We start from the raw sequence: 17,143 nt of genomic DNA, 5'->3' as shown, positions 1-17,143 counted from the left end.
GGGATGCCTCGATCGCTTTGCTCAGCTTTGGAATGGCTCGAATTTAGCGCGAATGAGAAACCCGCCTTGCGGCGGGTTCCATGTGTTCATCCAATCAGATTTCCGGGCAGCCCCGTTCATTGGCGAAGGTGATGCGATCCGGTCCCCGGCGCGTGAAGCCTTCGACGACGACACGGCCAGGCGTGACGCGCACGACCTCGGGATCGCGCAGGCCTGCTTCACGGGCCGCGGCGCGGGCTTCGCGTTCGCTGCAGCCGCGCATGCGGGGCGGGCCGCGGCGGTCTACGTCCCGGTCACGATCGCGGATGACGGGGCGAACGCCGTCGGGGCCGATTCTGAGTTCCATGTCCTGCGCACCTGCGGGGATCGGCGCGGCGAAGGATACCAGGGCGATGCCCATCGCCAGAGCTGTGGTTTTCATAAGCTTGATCATGTTTCCTCCTTCAGCCGAAACCGGCGGGAAGCTCGTTTGTTTGCGGGGAAAGAACGCGGTTGCCGTCCATTTGTTCCTTGCCGACGTGGTGAGTGGGAGATGCTGAGATGGGTAAATTCGGCCCGATGGGTGGGCTTAAAAGATAGAAATCATTAACCACGTTCGTTACAATTTTATCGAATTTGCAGAAGTCGTTCGCATTTTCGCCACGTTATGCACAAGATTAAGCGACTGTTAGGTGCTTCGATGGCAGGGGCAAATAATCGAGGCAAGTGAGGGTGCGGTTCTCCGAGCCAATAGCAGCGTGGGGCAGACGATTTGAATTCTACGGTCAAGAAACTCGGCATCAACGCCAGGTCGGGCGTGAAGTGGCTTGCAATTTCCGTGCTTTGCGCCGCAACCGCATCGTGTTCCACGACATCCGAGACCAAGCCTAAGCCCAAGCGCAGCAAGGAATATTTTTCCGAATCCGAATATGGCGTCAAAGCCAGCCCGCGTGTGGCCGATGGCAAAGCCATTCCCAAGGGCGGCGGGCGAGAGCTGATCGGCAATGCCTATACCGTCAAGGGGCGCCGTTATTTCCCTAAGGAGGAGCCGGGTTACAACAAGACCGGCCTTGCTTCCTGGTACGGTTCCGCCTTCCATGGCCGCCTGACCGCCAATGGCGAAGTCTACGACAAAGAACATCTTTCTGCCGCACATCCGACATTTCCCCTGCCGAGCTACGCGCGCATCACCAACATGGAAAATGGCGCTTCGGTTCTGGTGCGCGTCAACGATCGCGGACCGTTCCACGAAGGCCGCCTGATCGACGTTTCCAGCAAAACCGCCGATCTTCTCGACATGAAGGCCACCGGCACGGCCAATGTCCGGGTACAATATGCCGGCCGCGCACCGCTCGATGGTCACGACATGCCTTATCTGATGGCATCCTATATTCCGAAGGGTTCGCGTTCGCCGGGTGTGGCGCCCGAAGGGCAGATCGCGACGGGCGTGATGGTGGCTTCGGCCTCGCCGAATTTCGTTCCGGCTCCCGCGTCCAACCCGAATTATGGCGGCTCCGCACAGACGGCGCTCGTCGGCTCCAAGAAGAATGCGGCGCTTCAGGCCATGCCGCTGGTCAACGGCCCGGCGCCGGCTTTCGAGCAGTTCGCGATCCTGCCGGAAATCGGCCCTATCCTGGCGGAGCGTCCGGAAGGCAATTTCATGCGTGAGCCGGCGGCGCCCGGCGGCAATTATCTGCGCGTGCCGGCGCCTTCCTCCAAATTTGCGGCGGCCTATTCCGAAGAATCTGCTACGGTCTCCAGGACCGCGAGCGCCTTCGACAGCGTGCTCGTTGACCGTGGCGCGCTCAACGAGCAATCGATACTCGCCCATGTGAAGCGTCAGCAGGCCAAGTCGCGCTGACGGATTGAAGGATACGGCCGGCCTCTCGCCTTTATCGCGGGCAGCCGGTTACGGCAGGCAGGACTGGGCGGTTTCATGCGCAAGGCCATTCATCGCTCCTATTGTTCGGTCGTCGCAGCGGCAGCGTTTGCGTTTTTCAGTGCAGGCCCGGTGCAATCGCAGACCGGCCCCTTCATTGCAAAGGCCGAGCAGGCCTATATGATCGATGCCGAAACAGGCACGGTGCTTCTTTCGCAAAACGAGAATCAACCTTTTCCGCCCGCGTCGCTTGCCAAGCTGATGACGGTGGAAGTGGTGCTGGATGCGCTGTCAAAGGGGCAGGTGACGTCAGAGACGGCTTACCCCGTCTCCGAATATGCCTGGCGCACGGGCGGCGCGCCCTCGCGCACCTCGACCATGTTCGCGGCGCTGAAATCCTCCGTCAGCATCAACGATCTTTTGACCGGCATCATCGTGCAGAACGCCAATGACGGCTGCATCGTCGTTGCCGAGGGCATGGCGGGTTCGGATGCCGCTTTCGCCAAGCGCATGACGGCGCGGGCGGGCGAACTGGGCATGAGCAGCAGCACCTTCACCAATTCGACCGGGCTTCCCGATCCCGGCAACCGGACGACTGCGAGGGACATGGTGCGTCTTGCGCAACATCTGCGTGACACCTATCCCGAGCGTTACGGGCTTTTCACCAAACCGGATTTCGAATGGAACCGGATTTTCCAGCGCAACAAGAATACGCTCCTGATGCCCGGCAGCGGCATAGACGGTCTCGGTCTCGGTTTTGCGGAAGGTAGCGGTTTTGCCGCTGTCGTTTCGGCCGAGCGGGAAGGCCGCCGGGTCTATCTGGCGCTTGCCGGCATCGTGGACGACAAGACGCGGCAGGAAGAGGCTCGCCGGGTGGTGGACTGGGGCCTGACCGCCTTTGAAAAACGCCATCTCTTCAGCAAGGACGAAGCCGTCGGGTCTGTCAGCGTTTATGGCGGCGATGTTTCGCATATCGATCTTTCGCCGAAGGAAGATGTCAGCGTGCTTGTGCCGGTCAATAATCCGGATCGTATTTCCGGCCGCATTGTCTATCGCTGGCCCCTGAATGCGCCGCTGGACGTCGGGGCAAATGCCGGAACGCTTAAGATTTTTTCGGGCGAGCGCCTGTTGCGGGAAGTACCGCTTTATACGAAGGCGGCGGTCGGCAAGGGGTCTCTCACCCAGAATGCGGCAGGCGCGCTGAAGGAACTGCTGCTGTTCTGGCTCTGAAAGCCTGTTCCATGCGCGGCCTTGTTCCTATGCTTTTGTTCAGGCATCGGATTTTCTGAAAAGCGCTTCACACTTTTCCGTTCGATGCTGTAAACAGGCATTTCAACATTTACGTGAATTCCTCGCAGGACGTGACATTGGCCGAAAAGACCGGATTGTTCATCAGCTTCGAAGGCGGCGAAGGCGCCGGCAAGTCGACGCAGATTCGCACGCTTGCCGAGGCGCTTCGCGGCCGTGGTTTCGAGGTGGTCGTGACGCGTGAGCCGGGCGGCTCGCCGGGTGCGGAGGCCGTTCGGCATGTTCTTCTCTCGGGTGCGGCGGAATCCTTCGGGGTGCGGATGGAAGCGATCCTGTTTGCGGCGGCGCGCAACGACCATGTCGAAGAGGTCATTCGCCCGGCGCTTGCGCGCGGTGAGATCGTGCTCTGCGACCGGTTCCTCGATTCGTCCCGCGTCTATCAGGGCACGACCGGCAATCTGGAGCCGGATTTTATCGAGACATTGCAACGCATCGCCATTGACGGTGTCGTGCCGGAACTGACGCTGATTTTCGACATCGCCGCTGAAAAGGGGCTCGCCCGCGCCAGAAAGCGCGCGGATGAAGGCGCTGCGCCGGACCGCTTCGAAAAAGAGGAAATCGAGACCCACGAGAAGCGGCGGGAAGCCTATCTGGATATTGCGCTTGCCGAGCCGCGTCGTTGCCGGATCGTCAACGCCGATCAGCCGGAAGAAAAAGTGGCGGAGGATGTCATGTCCTTTGTCGAGCCTTTGCTCGAACAGCTGAAAACAGCAGCGGGCGCGGCGCATGAGTGAGGTTCAGGGCGTTCTCGACGGTGCGATTGCGCCGCAGCAGAACACGAAGCTTTTCGGGCATGAGGAAGCGGAAGCCTTCCTCGCGCAATCCTATCGTTCCGGCAAGGGCCATCATGCCATTCTGATCGAAGGGCCGGAGGGGATCGGCAAGGCGACGCTTGCCTTCCGTTTCGCCAATCATGTGCTCAGCCATCCCGATCCGTCGCTGGCGCCGGATTTTCTCGCCGATCCCGATCCGCAATCGCTGGTCAGCCGGCAGATCACCGCAGGCGCCTCGCATAATCTGCTGCATCTGACCCGCCCGGTGGATGAAAAGACCGGCCGTGTGAAATCCGCCATCACCGTGGACGAAGTGCGGCGGGCAGGTCACTTCTTTTCGCAGACCTCCGGCACCGGCAACTGGCGTATCGTCATCATCGATCCCGCCGACGATCTCAATCGCAACGCCGCGAATGCGATCCTCAAAATACTGGAGGAGCCACCGAAGCGGGCGATGTTCCTCGTCCTGTCGCACGCGCCGGGAAAATTGCTGCCGACGATCCGTTCGCGCTGTATGCCGTTGAGGCTCCTGCCGCTTTCCGATGCAGCCATGGTGCAATCTCTCGATCATCTTGGCATCAGCCCGGAAGGCGAAAAACGTGACGCCCTGCTTGCCGCCTCCAAGGGCAGCGTGGCGCAGGCGTTGAAGCTGATGAATTACGGCGGCTCCGACATTGTCGAAGCCTTTGCGGAGGTCATGGCCGCTGAAGGGCCGGGTGCGCGCAAGCAGATGCACAAGCTCGCCGAGGTTCTGGCACAGAAGGATGGCGACATCGTTCTCGGCTTCTTCATGGAGCATGTGACGGAAGAGTTGATGGAACGCGCACGGGCGGCGGCGATGGCGGGCGATATTGCGGCGGCGGAAAAACATGCACGGCTTTCGTCGGCGCTCTCGGAACGCATCACCGTGGCGCAGGCCTATAATCTCGACAAGAAGCAGATGGTGCTTTCCATTCTGGAAGATATTCGCGGCGTTTGAAGGCGAGGGATCGTGCGGAATGTACGATTCGACGGTGCATAAATTCTCCTCCGTCATGCCGGACTGGATCCGGCATCCAGCCACGGCGCGTCCGCGCTGTGAAGAGAGTCTTTTGCGATCAAGGACTTGATCGCGCTGGACCCCGGATCCAGTCCGGGGTGACGGTAGTGCGGATGCCAAGCGCTCGCCAAATCCACTTTGTCTGCAAGCGGTCGTACAAAACGTACGCTTTTTCTTTCGCTGCTGCGAACAATGGTTTAAGAGCGGTCTATCCAAAAAACAGCCTGTAAAGTCGATAGACCGTCATGACAGACAAGACACCATTCTACATCACCACCGCGATCTCCTATCCTAACGGCAAGCCGCATATCGGCCATGCCTATGAGTTGATTGCGACGGACGCCATGGCACGCTTTCAGCGCCTGGATGGAATGGATGTGTTCTTCCTGACCGGCACCGACGAACACGGCCAGAAGATGCAGCAGACGGCGCGGGCGGAAGGCATTTCGCCGGAAGAGCTGGCTGAGCGCAATTCCGACCAGTTCCGCGCGATGGGCAAGCTGCTCAACGCCTCGAACGACGATTTCATCCGCACCACGGAAGAACGGCACCACGAGACCTCACGCAATATCTGGAACCTGATGGCCGATAGCGGCGACATCTACAAGGACAGCTATGCCGGCTGGTATTCCGTGCGCGACGAAGCCTATTACGCCGAGGACGAAACGGAAGTGCGCGCTGACGGCGTTCGTTACGGGCCGCAGGGCACGCCGGTCGAGTGGGTGGAGGAGGAAAGCTACTTCTTCAAGCTTTCCGAATATCAGGACAAGCTGCTGAAGCTCTATGAGGAGAACCCGGAGTTCATCGGCCCGGCAGAACGCCGCAACGAAATCATCTCCTTCGTCAAATCCGGTCTGAAAGACCTGTCGATTTCCCGCACCACCTTCGACTGGGGCATCAAGGTTCCGAACGATCCGAAGCACGTCATGTATGTCTGGGTCGATGCGCTGACCAACTACCTCACCGCCACGGGTTACATCGAAGACAGGAACGGCCCGCGCGCCAAATATTGGCCCGCCGACGTGCATATCATCGGCAAGGATATCATCCGCTTCCATGCCGTCTATTGGCCGGCGTTCCTGATGAGCGCGAAGCTGCCGTTGCCGAAGCGGGTCTATGCGCATGGCTTCCTGCTCAACAAGGGCGAGAAGATGTCGAAGTCGCTCGGTAACGTCGTCGATCCCGCCAATCTGGTGAACCATTTCGGTCTCGATCAGGTCCGTTATTTCTTCCTGCGCGAAGTCTCCTTCGGCCAGGACGGCAGCTATAGCGAAGAGGGCATCGCCACCCGCATCAATGCCGATCTTGCCAACGGTATCGGCAATCTCGCCAGCCGTTCGCTGTCGATGATCGTCAAGAATTGCGATGGCCAGATCCCGACGCCCGGTGAGTTCACCGAAGAAGATAAGGCGATGCTCGCCTCCGCCGACGGGCTGCTTGAGATTTGCCGCGAGGAAATGGGCAAGCAGCTCATCCACCGCGCGCTTGCGGCCATCATCGCCGTCGTCTCGGAAACCGACCGCTATTTCGCCTCGCAGGAGCCGTGGGCGCTGAAGAAGACCGATCCCGAGCGCATGGGCACCGTGCTTTACGTTACGGCGGAAGTGGTGCGCCAGATCGGCATTCTCCTGCAGCCCTTCATGCCAGAATCCTGCGAGAAGCTGCTGGATCTCGTTGCGGCACCTGCCGACAAACGTGATTTTGCGGCACTCGGCGAGGCAGGCCGTCTGGTTCCGGGCACGCCGCTGGAAGCACCGAAGCCGGTCTTCCCGCGTTACGTCGCACCGGAAGCGTGAAGGCGAGACCCATGCTGATCGATACACATTGCCATCTGGATTTTCCCGATTTCGAGGCTGAGCGCGACGATATCATCGCCCGCGCCCATGCTTCGGGTGTGAGTCAGATGGTGACGATCTCGACCCGGGTGCGCCGGTTGCCCGAACTTTTGAAGATCACGGAAAAATATCCGTCGGTCTTCTGTTCGGTCGGCACGCATCCGAACAATGCCGACGAGGAACTCGATATTTCCGCCGACGAGCTTGTGCGGTTGGCGGAAAGCCATGACAAGATCGTGGCGATCGGCGAGGCGGGTCTGGATTATTTCTACGATACGCAGAAGCCGGAAGACCAGAAGACCGGCCTCATTCGCCACATCGAGGCCGCAAGACGAACGAAGCTGCCGCTTGTCATCCACAGCCGCAGCGCCGATGACGACATGGCCGCGATTTTGCGCACCGAAAGCGACAAGGGATCATTCCCCTTCATCCTGCACTGCTTTTCCGCTGGCCCCGAGCTGGCGAAAACCGGTGTCGAGCTTGGCGGTTACGTTTCCTTTTCCGGCATTCTGACCTTTCCGAAATCGCAGGATATACGCGATATCGCCGCCACCGTGCCACTGGACCGGCTGCTGGTGGAGACGGATGCGCCCTATCTTGCGCCAAAGCGCTGGCGGGGGAAGCGCAACGAGCCTTCCTATGTGGTCAATACCGCTGAGGTTCTGGCCGAGGTGCATGGTGTTTCTTATGAGCGCATGGCCGAAATCACCACCGAAAACGCCTTCCGCTGCTTTTCCAAGATGACAAGGGTGTAGGTGTGGCAATCTACCGTCGTCGCTTCACGGTTCTCGGTTGCGCGTCGTCGCCCGGCGTGCCGCGCATCAACGGCGACTGGGGCGCCTGCGACCCCGAAAACCCGAAGAACCGGCGCACGCGAACGGCCTTCATGGTGGAGCAGATCGGCCCGGATGGCGGCAGGACGACCGTCGTCATCGATACCGGTCCGGATTTTCGCGAACAGATGATCGCGGCCAAGGTGGAGGCGGTCGATGCGGTGCTTTACACCCACGCCCATGCCGACCATCTGCACGGTATCGACGATCTGCGCATCTATTTCGCCCTTCAGCAAAACCGCATTCCGATCTATGCCGATCCCATTACCATGGCGCGGATAAAGGACGGTTTCGCCTATTGCCTGGAGACCCCGCCGGGCAGCAGCTATCCGCCCATCGTCGAACCGCGGATCATCGCCGATATCGACGCGGCGCTGATCATCGATGGGGCAGGCGGGCCGATCCCATTCAACGTGCATATGCAGCAGCATGGCGATGTGCATTCGCTGGGCTTCCGCATTGGTGACGTCGCCTATTGCACCGATGTCAGCGATTTTCCGGCAGAAAGCCTGCCGAAGCTTGCCGGTCTCGATGTCCTCGTCATCGACGCGCTGCAGCACCGTTATCACCCCAGCCATCTTTCACTGGAACAGGCGCTTGGCTGGATTGAGAGATTCGCACCCAAAAGGGCGATCTTGACCCACATGCATATTCCGCTCGATTATGAGACGGTGATGCGGGAAACGCCTGATCATGTCGAACCGGCTTATGATCAGATGCGTTTCGAGATCGAGATCGAAGCAGCCTGACGCCGCCTGAAAAGGAACAGCATGTCGACCAAGCCTTTCCGTGCACCCAGTATGGCGAGCTTCTTCGACAATCTGCGCGCCAGTCGCCTGCGGGCGATGTTCCGGCGCGGCGAGCTGGGACTTGTGCTCCTTGCCGTCTTCATCGGCATTGCGGCGGGCCTTCTGGTGGCGCTGATCGGCGCCTTGAGCACGGCGTTGCATATGCTGGTTTTCGGCGTCGAGCGGCTGAGCAGCAGCGATCTTTCCGGACGGATCGTGCTTGCCGGCCCGATCATCGGCGGCATCGTGCTCGGGCTGATCATCTTCATTCTTTCGAAGACCCGTAAGAAACCCATGGTCGACCCCATCGAGGCGAATGCGCTGCATGGCGGCCGGCTGTCGTTGACGGACAGCATCATCGTCTGCGTGCAGAATATTGTCTCCAACGGTTTTGGCGCGTCTGTCGGGCTTGAGGCCGGTTACACCCAGATCGCCAGCGGCGTCGCCTCGAAAATCGGCATCAAGCTGAAACTGCGGCGAGGGGACATGCGTATCCTTGTCGGCTGCGGTGCGGCGGGCGCGATTGCTGCGGCCTTCAACGCGCCTCTGACAGGGGCGTTCTACGCCATCGAACTCATCATCGGCACCTATACAGTGGTGACGCTTGCGCCGCTCATCGTCTCGGCGCTGGTGGCGACGACGGTCATCGGGATTATCGGCGGCCATGGCATCTCGATCGATATTGTCGATGCCAGCCGTGTAACACCGGCGGATTATGTGCCCGCCATCTTTCTCGGCGTCGTATGTGCGGCCATCGGCATCGTACTGATGCAGGCGGTGTCCTTCATCGAAGAAACCGCACGCAAAAGCGCCATTCCGGGCTGGCTGCGTCCTGCCATCGGCGGCGTGGCGGTGGGCGGGCTTGCGCTGATTTCACCGCAGGTGCTGTCGAGCGGCCATGGCGCGCTGCATCTCAATATCGATGCGGAACTGACGATATACGGGGTGGCCGGGCTGTTCCTGCTGAAGGCGGCGGCGAGCGCCATTTCCATCGGCTCGAATTTCCGCGGCGGCCTGTTTTTCGCGTCGCTGTTCATGGGCTCGCTGCTCGGCAAGATTTTCGCACTCTGCGCACCCTATATCGGTTATGGCTCGACAGCGCCCATCGTCTATGCCGTGATCGGCATGAGCGCCTTTGCCGCCGCCATCATCGGCGGTCCACTGACGATGACGTTTCTGGCGCTGGAACTGACTGGCGACTTCCAGATCACGGCGCTGGTGCTTGCCGCCGTCATCACCACCTCGCTGGTGGTGCGCACCACCTTCGGTTACTCTTTCGCCACCTGGCGTTTTCACCTGCGGGGCGAGAGCATTCGCAGCGCCCATGATATCGGCTGGATCCGCGACCTGACGGTCGGCAGGATGATGCGCGCGGATATTCGCAAGGCCAATGTCAGCATGGGGCTTCCGGCCTTCAAGGAGAAGTTCCCGCTCGGTTCGACGCAACGGGTAATCATGACCCATGATGACGGGCGTTATGCCGGCATCGTCCTGGTGCCGGAAATTTACGCCGACCCGATGGATCGCGACCCCAGCAAGATCAGCCTCGAAACCTATCTGCAATACAAGAACGATGTGTTGCTGCCGACCATGAATGCCCGCCAGGCGGCGGCAGCCTTCGATGCGGCGGAGAGCGAAGCGCTGGTTGTCGTCAATGACAAGATCGAAAATCGGCCTGTCGGATTGCTTACCGAAAGCCATACGCTGAGGCGCTATAGCGAAGAACTGGACTTGAGACGCCGGGAGGCGTCAGGCGAGTTTTGAAATTGCATGAGATTATCAGTTTTAATTATTGATATAATTATATTTTTTATAATCTAGTTTCATTGCTTTTAATCCTTGATCGCGAACGGTCTTTTCGCCGCGCAGACGCGCATCGGCCGGATTCCTGTGACCGACACAGGAACGAGGGCGGAGGAACGGCTCCAGCCCGGGGAGCCAATTTGTCGCGTATGTGATGCACAACAACTCCACCAAAGTCAGCTTTTTACCCAACATCCGGCGGCACTGAACATGTGATCCCGCACGGCATTTTTCGCCGTCATGTCATTTTTCTCAGTGCCCGCTTGACAAAAAAACATCTGCCGCAATAAATAGACTGACTACTTAATTAATGAAATGCCGAGCCGGAAAAGAGTCAGTCGGGGAAGGCGAGGTGGAACATGTTCGCACCCGTCCGGTCCAAAAGCCCGAGTGGCCAGATATTTTACTGCCTTCATCCTTACCGGCCGTGCCGCGAGCCGATCAAACTTGGAGAGTGCGATGCCTTCAGACAGCAGCACGGTTGAGACGATGCCTCTTGCGACGTCCTGCGGCCAACTCGAAAGGGTTTCGGAGGCCGGGTTTCGCGGGCTTAGTCTTCCGCATCGCCGTGCGCCGCTTTATGGCGTCATCCTTGCCGGAGGCCTGTCGCTTTTCGGCAATGCGGTGGCGGCCGTTGCGCTGCCGTGGATCGTGCTGTCCCTGACCGGCAATGCCGCATGGACGGGGATAGCGGCGTCGGCGGGCATGATACCGCTGGTTATCGGCGCTTTCTGCGGCGGCCCCATCGTCGACCGTTTCGGTTCGCGCATCGTTGCAGTTACCGCTGATCTTGCCAGCGCGCTGAGTGTCGCCGCCATTCCCTTGCTCATGATGGCGGGGCAGATGGATATCGGCTTTCTGCTCGGCCTGATCGTGGTCGGGGCGCTGCTCGACGGCCCGGGCATGATCGCCCATGATGCAAGGGTGCCGGAACTTGCCCGCATCGCGCGAATGCCGATCGAGCGGGTCACCTCGATAGATGAATTGCTTGAAAATGCGGCGATGATTTTCGGCCCGCCGGTCGCGGGCATCGCCATTGCCGCTTTCGGGATGGAATATGCCTTGATGATCACGGCGACCTGTTCGCTGCTCGCTGCCGTGATGGGCGCGATCTGTTTGCCGCGTCATCGGCGCAAATCCGCCGGTGCGGATAGCGGCGATGCGACATTTGCGGGTCTGCGCTTTCTGCTCACGGAGCCGCTTCTGCGTCTTCTGCTTATCGTCGCCATGGTGATGCTCGCGGTTTTCGGGGCGCTCAACGCCGTTGTCCTGCCGGTGCTGTTCAAGGTCAGCGGCGCGGATGTCCTCGATCTCGGGCTGTTTCTTTCGGTCTCCGGGGCAGGGGCGGCTTTGTCGGCGGTGGTTTTCGCCATTCGCGGTCATTCCTGGAACGGACGGACCGTGCTGCTCGCCGGCATATCTGGCGCGACGTTTTCCATCGGCCTCATCGCTTTCCTTCAGAGCGGTCCCTTGCTGCTCATCGCGGCCGCCCTGATCGGCCTTTCCACCGGGGCGCTCGGCCCGCTCGCCAATGCGATGTTTCTGAAACGCGCGCCGGCCGCGATCCGCGGCAGCGTGCTTGGAACCACGGCGGCGATTGCGATGATGGCGACGCCGCTTGCCGTGCTGATCGCCGGTTTCGGTCTGGAAGCCGCAGGTGCTGCCTGGTTCTTGTGGGGGCTCAGCGCCACGCTCTGCCTGCTGGTGTTCTGGGTTTTCCTCAGCCCGGCCGCACGCGCGTTGGCGAAATCGCCGCCATGAGTGGGCGGCCACCTGTTCTTTTGCGATGCAATCAAACCCGCTCGTGTGTCGGAGTATACGCCTGGCAGCCGAAAATCCGGTCCGGGAGGGTGCTTCTCCGCTCTCCCAATTCGCCTTTTACGGGTAAGGCGGATTGACAGGCGATCATGATATAATTAATGGACTAAGTGCTCAATTAATTTATGGGAGCAATCATGGCCCGCAAGCTGGATCCAGCCAAGCATGAAGCCAAGCGGCAGCAGATTCTCGAGGCCGCCATTACCTGCTTCGCGCAAAACGGCTTTCACCAGACCACCACGGCGCAGATTTGCGCGGCGGTCGGCATGAGCTCCGGCAATCTCTTCCATTATTTCGACAGCAAGGAAGCGATCATCGAAACGATCGTTGCCGAAGAGCGACGGGAAACCGCTGACTATTTCGCCGAACTCGGCGCGGCGGACGATCAGTTCGGTGCGATTTTGGGTTTCGTCGATGCCTCGCTGGAGCTTGCGACCGATCCGACCTATGCCCGGCTGGTGCTGGAAATCGCTTCCGAAGCCATTCGCAATCCAGCCATTCATGCGCTTGTACGCACCGCCGACCAGGAAATTCGCGCAGGCATCGCCGATCTCGTTCGCAAGGGAATGGAGCGGGGACAGATCGACGCCAATCTCGACGCCGAGCGCGCCGCCACGTGGATCGCCGTATTGATCGACGGTGTTTTCTCGCGTCTGGCGGTCGATCCCGATTTCCAGCCCTTGAAAGAGGCCGAGATGATGCATCTGATCATCGGCCGCTTCCTGGCGGCACGGCAATATTCCAATGCAGCGGATGAAACCGGACGATGTCCGACGCCGGTAACGGCTGGGGCATAGGCCCGTACCGAATAGTCCCGGAAAACCGGACTGCGGTCTCAAGGACGGTCGTGTCGCGGCTTTATGACGCGAAGCTGGTTTAAGCGCTTGCAGGGGCAGGGCGAGGGGAATTCCTTCGCCCGGCCTGTCGACCATGACGATATCCGGTACTTGACACACTCCATATATCTATTATTCTGGATATATGGATAACAGTAGTGCAATCACCGCGCTTGGCGCGCTCGCCCAATCTACCCGCCTGGAGACCTTTCGGCTTCTCGTGCGCCACGAGCCGGATGGCATTCCGGCCGGTGAGCTTGCGCGTCTTGTCGACGTTCCCCAGAACACGATGTCGGCGCATCTCGCCACGCTTTCCCGGGCCGGTCTGGTCAAGAGTGAGCGGAAGAGCCGGTCTATCATCTATCGCGCCGATCTTGATGGGTTGCGCCTGCTGACCCTGTTTTTGCTGAAGGATTGCTGCGGTGGTTCGACCGAGCTTTGCGCGCCGTTGATTGCCGAGCTGACACCCTGCTGCAGCCCGCAGGCGACGCCGTCATGAACCCCGCCGGGCTGGTGTCCGCCATTTCTTCTGCTTCGATCTCGACGCTTGCCAAACCACCGATCTAACCACGGACCGAAACCATGACCGACAAGATCTATAACGTGCTCTTTCTGTGCACGGGCAATTCCGCTCGCTCCATTCTTGCCGAATCCATTCTCGCCAAGGAAGGTGAGGGGAGGTTCAATGCCTATTCGGCCGGCAGCCAGCCGAAGGGAGAGGTAAATCCTCACGCACTGAAGGAACTGGCGGTGCTGGGGTATCCCACCAGCGGCTTCACCTCGAAAAGCTGGGACGTGTTTGCCGGGCCGGATGCGCCACGGATGGATTTCATCTTCACGGTATGTGACAGCGCTGCCGGCGAAGCCTGTCCGGTCTGGATCGGCCATCCAATGACGGCCCATTGGGGGATAGAGGATCCCGCCGCTGCGGTCGGCTCGGAGATCGAGGTTCAGCGCGCCTTCGCGCAGGCCGCGCGTTTCCTCAAGAACAGGATCACGGCTTTCGTCAGCCTGCCTCTGCAATCCATCGACCGAATGGCGCTGGAAACGCAACTTCGACAGATCGGTGCATTGGATGGAACCACCAATCCTGAAGGAAAGTCGGCCTGATGTCTGCCTTCGAACGATATCTGACCGTCTGGGTGTTTCTGTGCATCGTCGCCGGTGTCGCGCTCGGCCATCTGATGCCCGGCGTCTTTCAGCTCATCGCTGCGGCCGAGATCGCCAAAGTGAATATTCCGGTCGCGATCCTGATCTGGCTGATGATCATTCCGATGCTGCTCAAGATCGATTTCCGCTCTCTTTCGCAGGTCGGCATGTTCTGGCGCGGCATTGGCGTGACGTTGTTCATCAACTGGGCCGTCAAGCCGTTCTCGATGGCGCTGCTCGGCTGGTTTTTCATCGGCTGGCTGTTCCGCCCTTATCTTCCGGCTGGTGAGATCGATTCCTATGTTGCCGGGTTGATCATCCTTGCCGCTGCTCCATGCACCGCCATGGTCTTCGTCTGGAGCAACCTTACACGCGGTGAGCCGCTGTTTACGCTGTCGCAGGTCGCGCTCAACGATGCGATCATGGTCGTGGCCTTTGCTCCCGTGGTCGGCCTGCTGCTCGGCCTTTCCGCCATTACCGTGCCCTGGGATACGCTTGTTCTCTCCGTTGCGCTCTATATTGTCGTTCCGGTCATCCTTGCGCAGCTGATCAGGCATCGGTTCATGACTGACGGAACCTCACGGATGCTGGATTGCGTTCTCGCAAAGCTGCAGCTGGTTTCTCTGGCGGCGCTGCTCGCGACACTCATTCTTCTCTTTGCCTTTCAGGGCGAGCAAATCATCGCCCAGCCGGCCATCATCGGCCTGCTCGCCATTCCCATCCTCATTCAGGTCTATCTGAATTCGGGGCTTGCCTACCTCCTGAACCGCATGACGGGTGAGCGCCATTGCGTCGCCGGGCCTTCCGCACTCATCGGCGCCAGCAACTTCTTCGAACTCGCGGTCGCGGCCGCCATCAGCCTGTTCGGCTTTCAGTCAGGTGCGGCGCTGGCAACCGTTGTCGGCGTCCTCATCGAAGTTCCGGTCATGCTTTCGGTCGTCTGGATCGTGAACCGCTCGAAGGGCTGGTATGAGGCTGCCCCCGCCGTTTCCCGAACGATAATGACCGAAAGGCAGTGACCATGGACGCCACCATCTATCACAACCCGTCCTGCGGGACGTCGCGCAATACGCTGGCGCTGATCCGCGCGGCAGGGATCGAGCCGACCGTGATCGAATATCTGCGGGAACCGCCGACACGCGAAAATCTCGCAGGAATGATTGCGGATGCGGACCTGACGGTGCGCGAAGCCATGCGCGAGAAGGGGACGCCTTATGCCCAGCTCGGTCTCGACAATCCGGACCTGACTGACGATCAGTTGCTCGATGCGATGATGGAAACGCCGATCCTCATCAATCGCCCCTTCGTCGTGACACCGCTCGGCACCAGGCTCGCCCGTCCTTCAGAGGTCGTACTGGATATTCTGCCGGACACTTTCAAAGGGCCGTTCTTCAAGGAGGATGGCGAGCAGGTCCTCGATAATGAAGGACAGCGCATTGTCTGACAGGTTTCCCGCGTTGCAGGCGCATCACCTGCACAGCATTGACCCGGAGGCTCTGCGTCCGGCGTTTTCGACCCATAAACCGCGCATCCTGATCCTTTATGGCTCGCTGCGCGAGGTGTCCTATAGCCGTCTGCTGGCATTCGAGGCTGGGCGGCTGCTCGAACGGCTCGGTTGCGAGGTTCGTATATTCGATCCAAAGGGCCTGCCTTTGCCCGATGAAGCACCGGCCAGCCATGCCAAGGTGCAGGAACTGCGCGAACTTTCAGAGTGGTCGGAAGGACAGGTCTGGGTAAGCCCCGAACGCCATGGCGCAATGACCGGCATCATGAAGTCGCAGATCGACTGGATTCCTCTTGCAATCGGTTCTGTACGGCCGACACAGGGCAAGACGCTCGCCGTCATGGAAGTGTCCGGCGGCAGCCAGTCCTTCAACGCCGTGAACCAGATGCGAATTCTCGGCCGATGGATGCGGATGATCACCATTCCCAACCAGTCCTCGGTGGCAAGGGCGTATCAGGAATTCGACGCGGAAGGCCGGATGAAGCCTTCATCCTATTATGACCGGGTCGTGGATGTCTGCGAGGAACTGGTGAAATTCACGCTGCTGACGCGTGACGCTTCCAGCTATCTCACAGATAGATATAGCGAACGCAAAGAGTTGGCAGATGAACTTGAGAAACGTGTTTCGCTAAAATCAATCTAACAGGCTGGGTTCGGTTCAACGCTTCGTGCTTTTCAATCCCGGAACCATATGATCGGTTCGATTGCGGCGGGAGAAGATATTACGGGCTTTCGAGGCGTTGAACCTGCCATGGCTTGATCGTGCGGCGACGTATGTAACCAGCAATAGCCGCATAATAAATCCGGAACTGCACCATCAAGTAAGTTCCATAATCTATCTTATGCGATTATCGTTTATGGATTGAAGCCATCTCCCTGACGGGTGTTTTTCCGGCACCGTCAAAGGCGGTCTTCCCCTATGGACGGGATTTTGACGATCTGCCGGCGTGGTGCGGATTAAACCTCTTCCTGTGGTGTTCTCCTGAGTGCGACTACTCATGAAGGAGCTTGCGCCGTGAAATATTTCCACTCCATCACTCTCCTTATCCTGACATTGGTTTGCTCGCCGGTCTCTGCCAGTCCATTCTCGTCGGCGGCCGGACGCTATCGTATCGATCCTGCCTCTCACATCCGCTTTTCGATTGCGCAGGTTGCCGGCCCCGGGATCAAGGGCACAATTCCTGATATTTCCGGCCGCTTCGACATCGACCCGGACCAGCCGGCCAGATCTTACGTGGAAATCAGTCTCAACCCTTCCAGTGTCCAGACCGGGCAAGAGCGGGTGGAAAATTTCCTGCGATCCAGTGCGGTTTTTAATATCGCCGTTTATCCGCAGATCGTGTTTCGATCCAGCCGCGTTACGCAGGACGGACCGCGCAGCGCCGTGGTTGAAGGCACATTGACAGCCAGAGGCATATCCAGACCCGAAACGTTTCACGCGACATTCGTTGAACAACAGAAGGGATCCGTCACCTTCCACGTCACCGGCAATGTTGCACGCCTGCCCTATGGCATGGGTGTCGGAGTGCCGCTCTATTCGAATACCGTCGCATTCGACATCGATTTAAAGGGCGTCAGATAGAGGCGATCTGGGCATCA

17 protein-coding genes are annotated in these 17,143 nt (G+C 59.5%); 16 read left to right on the top strand and 1 reads right to left on the bottom strand.

The window, feature by feature from the left end; genetic code table 11:
* Window positions 1–94: 94 nt before the first annotated feature.
* On the bottom strand, window positions 95–433 hold the full coding sequence (locus ACQZ5N_RS02390) for a hypothetical protein (protein ID WP_003523701.1): 339 nt from the start codon (window positions 431–433) through the stop codon (window positions 95–97).
* A 318-nt stretch (window positions 434–751) separates the two neighbouring features.
* Here ACQZ5N_RS02390 and ACQZ5N_RS02385 point away from each other — a divergent pair, with 318 nt between their 5' ends.
* From ACQZ5N_RS02385 to ACQZ5N_RS02310, 16 genes are all read left to right on the top strand, one after another.
* A complete protein-coding gene (locus ACQZ5N_RS02385) occupies window positions 752–1,840 on the top strand; it encodes a septal ring lytic transglycosylase RlpA family protein (RefSeq protein ID WP_448731958.1) in 1,089 nt (362 codons plus the stop codon).
* A 75-nt stretch (window positions 1,841–1,915) separates the two neighbouring features.
* Window positions 1,916–3,088, top strand: coding sequence for a D-alanyl-D-alanine carboxypeptidase family protein (locus tag ACQZ5N_RS02380; RefSeq protein ID WP_448731957.1), 1,173 nt, complete (start codon window positions 1,916–1,918; stop codon window positions 3,086–3,088).
* A gap of 137 nt (window positions 3,089–3,225) precedes the next feature.
* Complete coding sequence (tmk, locus tag ACQZ5N_RS02375) at window positions 3,226–3,900, top strand: dTMP kinase (protein WP_065655460.1); 675 nt, start codon at window positions 3,226–3,228, stop codon at window positions 3,898–3,900.
* The gene (locus ACQZ5N_RS02370; RefSeq protein ID WP_448731956.1) at window positions 3,893–4,918 is read left to right on the top strand and encodes a DNA polymerase III subunit delta'; all 1,026 of its coding nucleotides are present in this window, start codon (window positions 3,893–3,895) and stop codon (window positions 4,916–4,918) included. The genes tmk and ACQZ5N_RS02370 overlap by 8 nt, the downstream gene beginning before the upstream one ends.
* A 305-nt stretch (window positions 4,919–5,223) precedes the next feature.
* Window positions 5,224–6,774 carry a methionine--tRNA ligase gene (metG, locus tag ACQZ5N_RS02365; RefSeq protein WP_269827714.1) on the top strand — a complete coding sequence of 517 codons (1,551 nt, stop codon included), beginning with the start codon at window positions 5,224–5,226 and terminating at the stop codon, window positions 6,772–6,774.
* Window positions 6,775–6,785: 11 nt separating this feature from the next.
* Entirely contained in the window at window positions 6,786–7,568 is a 783-nt protein-coding gene (locus ACQZ5N_RS02360; RefSeq protein ID WP_269827715.1) for a TatD family hydrolase, read from the top strand.
* Between the two features lie 2 nt (window positions 7,569–7,570).
* Window positions 7,571–8,395 carry an MBL fold metallo-hydrolase gene (locus ACQZ5N_RS02355; RefSeq protein ID WP_003523686.1) on the top strand — a complete coding sequence of 275 codons (825 nt, stop codon included), beginning with the start codon at window positions 7,571–7,573 and terminating at the stop codon, window positions 8,393–8,395.
* A gap of 21 nt (window positions 8,396–8,416) precedes the next feature.
* Window positions 8,417–10,198, top strand: a complete 1,782-nt coding sequence (locus tag ACQZ5N_RS02350; RefSeq protein WP_269827717.1) for a chloride channel protein — start codon at window positions 8,417–8,419, stop codon at window positions 10,196–10,198.
* A gap of 498 nt (window positions 10,199–10,696) precedes the next feature.
* Window positions 10,697–11,998, top strand: a complete 1,302-nt coding sequence (locus ACQZ5N_RS02345; RefSeq protein WP_448731955.1) for an MFS transporter — start codon at window positions 10,697–10,699, stop codon at window positions 11,996–11,998.
* Window positions 11,999–12,192: 194 nt separating this feature from the next.
* Window positions 12,193–12,852: a TetR/AcrR family transcriptional regulator gene (locus ACQZ5N_RS02340; RefSeq protein WP_448731954.1), complete on the top strand. Its 660-nt coding sequence runs from the start codon at window positions 12,193–12,195 to the stop codon at window positions 12,850–12,852.
* 184 nt (window positions 12,853–13,036) lie between these two features.
* On the top strand, window positions 13,037–13,390 hold the full coding sequence (locus ACQZ5N_RS02335; protein WP_448731953.1) for an ArsR/SmtB family transcription factor: 354 nt from the start codon (window positions 13,037–13,039) through the stop codon (window positions 13,388–13,390).
* 83 nt (window positions 13,391–13,473) lie between these two features.
* On the top strand, window positions 13,474–14,001 hold the full coding sequence (locus ACQZ5N_RS02330) for an arsenate reductase ArsC (RefSeq protein WP_448731952.1): 528 nt from the start codon (window positions 13,474–13,476) through the stop codon (window positions 13,999–14,001).
* Window positions 14,001–15,059: an ACR3 family arsenite efflux transporter gene (arsB, locus tag ACQZ5N_RS02325; protein ID WP_448731951.1), complete on the top strand. Its 1,059-nt coding sequence runs from the start codon at window positions 14,001–14,003 to the stop codon at window positions 15,057–15,059. The genes ACQZ5N_RS02330 and arsB overlap by 1 nt, the downstream gene beginning before the upstream one ends.
* Window positions 15,060–15,061: 2 nt before the next feature.
* Window positions 15,062–15,484, top strand: a complete 423-nt coding sequence (gene arsC, locus ACQZ5N_RS02320) for an arsenate reductase (glutaredoxin) (protein ID WP_448731950.1) — start codon at window positions 15,062–15,064, stop codon at window positions 15,482–15,484.
* A complete protein-coding gene (arsH, locus tag ACQZ5N_RS02315; protein WP_448732100.1) occupies window positions 15,459–16,187 on the top strand; it encodes an arsenical resistance protein ArsH in 729 nt (242 codons plus the stop codon). The genes arsC and arsH overlap by 26 nt, the downstream gene beginning before the upstream one ends.
* 372 nt (window positions 16,188–16,559) lie before the next feature.
* A complete protein-coding gene (locus tag ACQZ5N_RS02310; protein WP_269830917.1) occupies window positions 16,560–17,126 on the top strand; it encodes a YceI family protein in 567 nt (188 codons plus the stop codon).
* Window positions 17,127–17,143: the final 17 nt, after the last annotated feature.

It is taken from the genome of Agrobacterium sp. 22-221-1, assembly GCF_053522445.1.
Note: the sequence above shows the minus strand (reverse complement) of the source record. Positions and strands in the feature narration are given on the sequence as shown.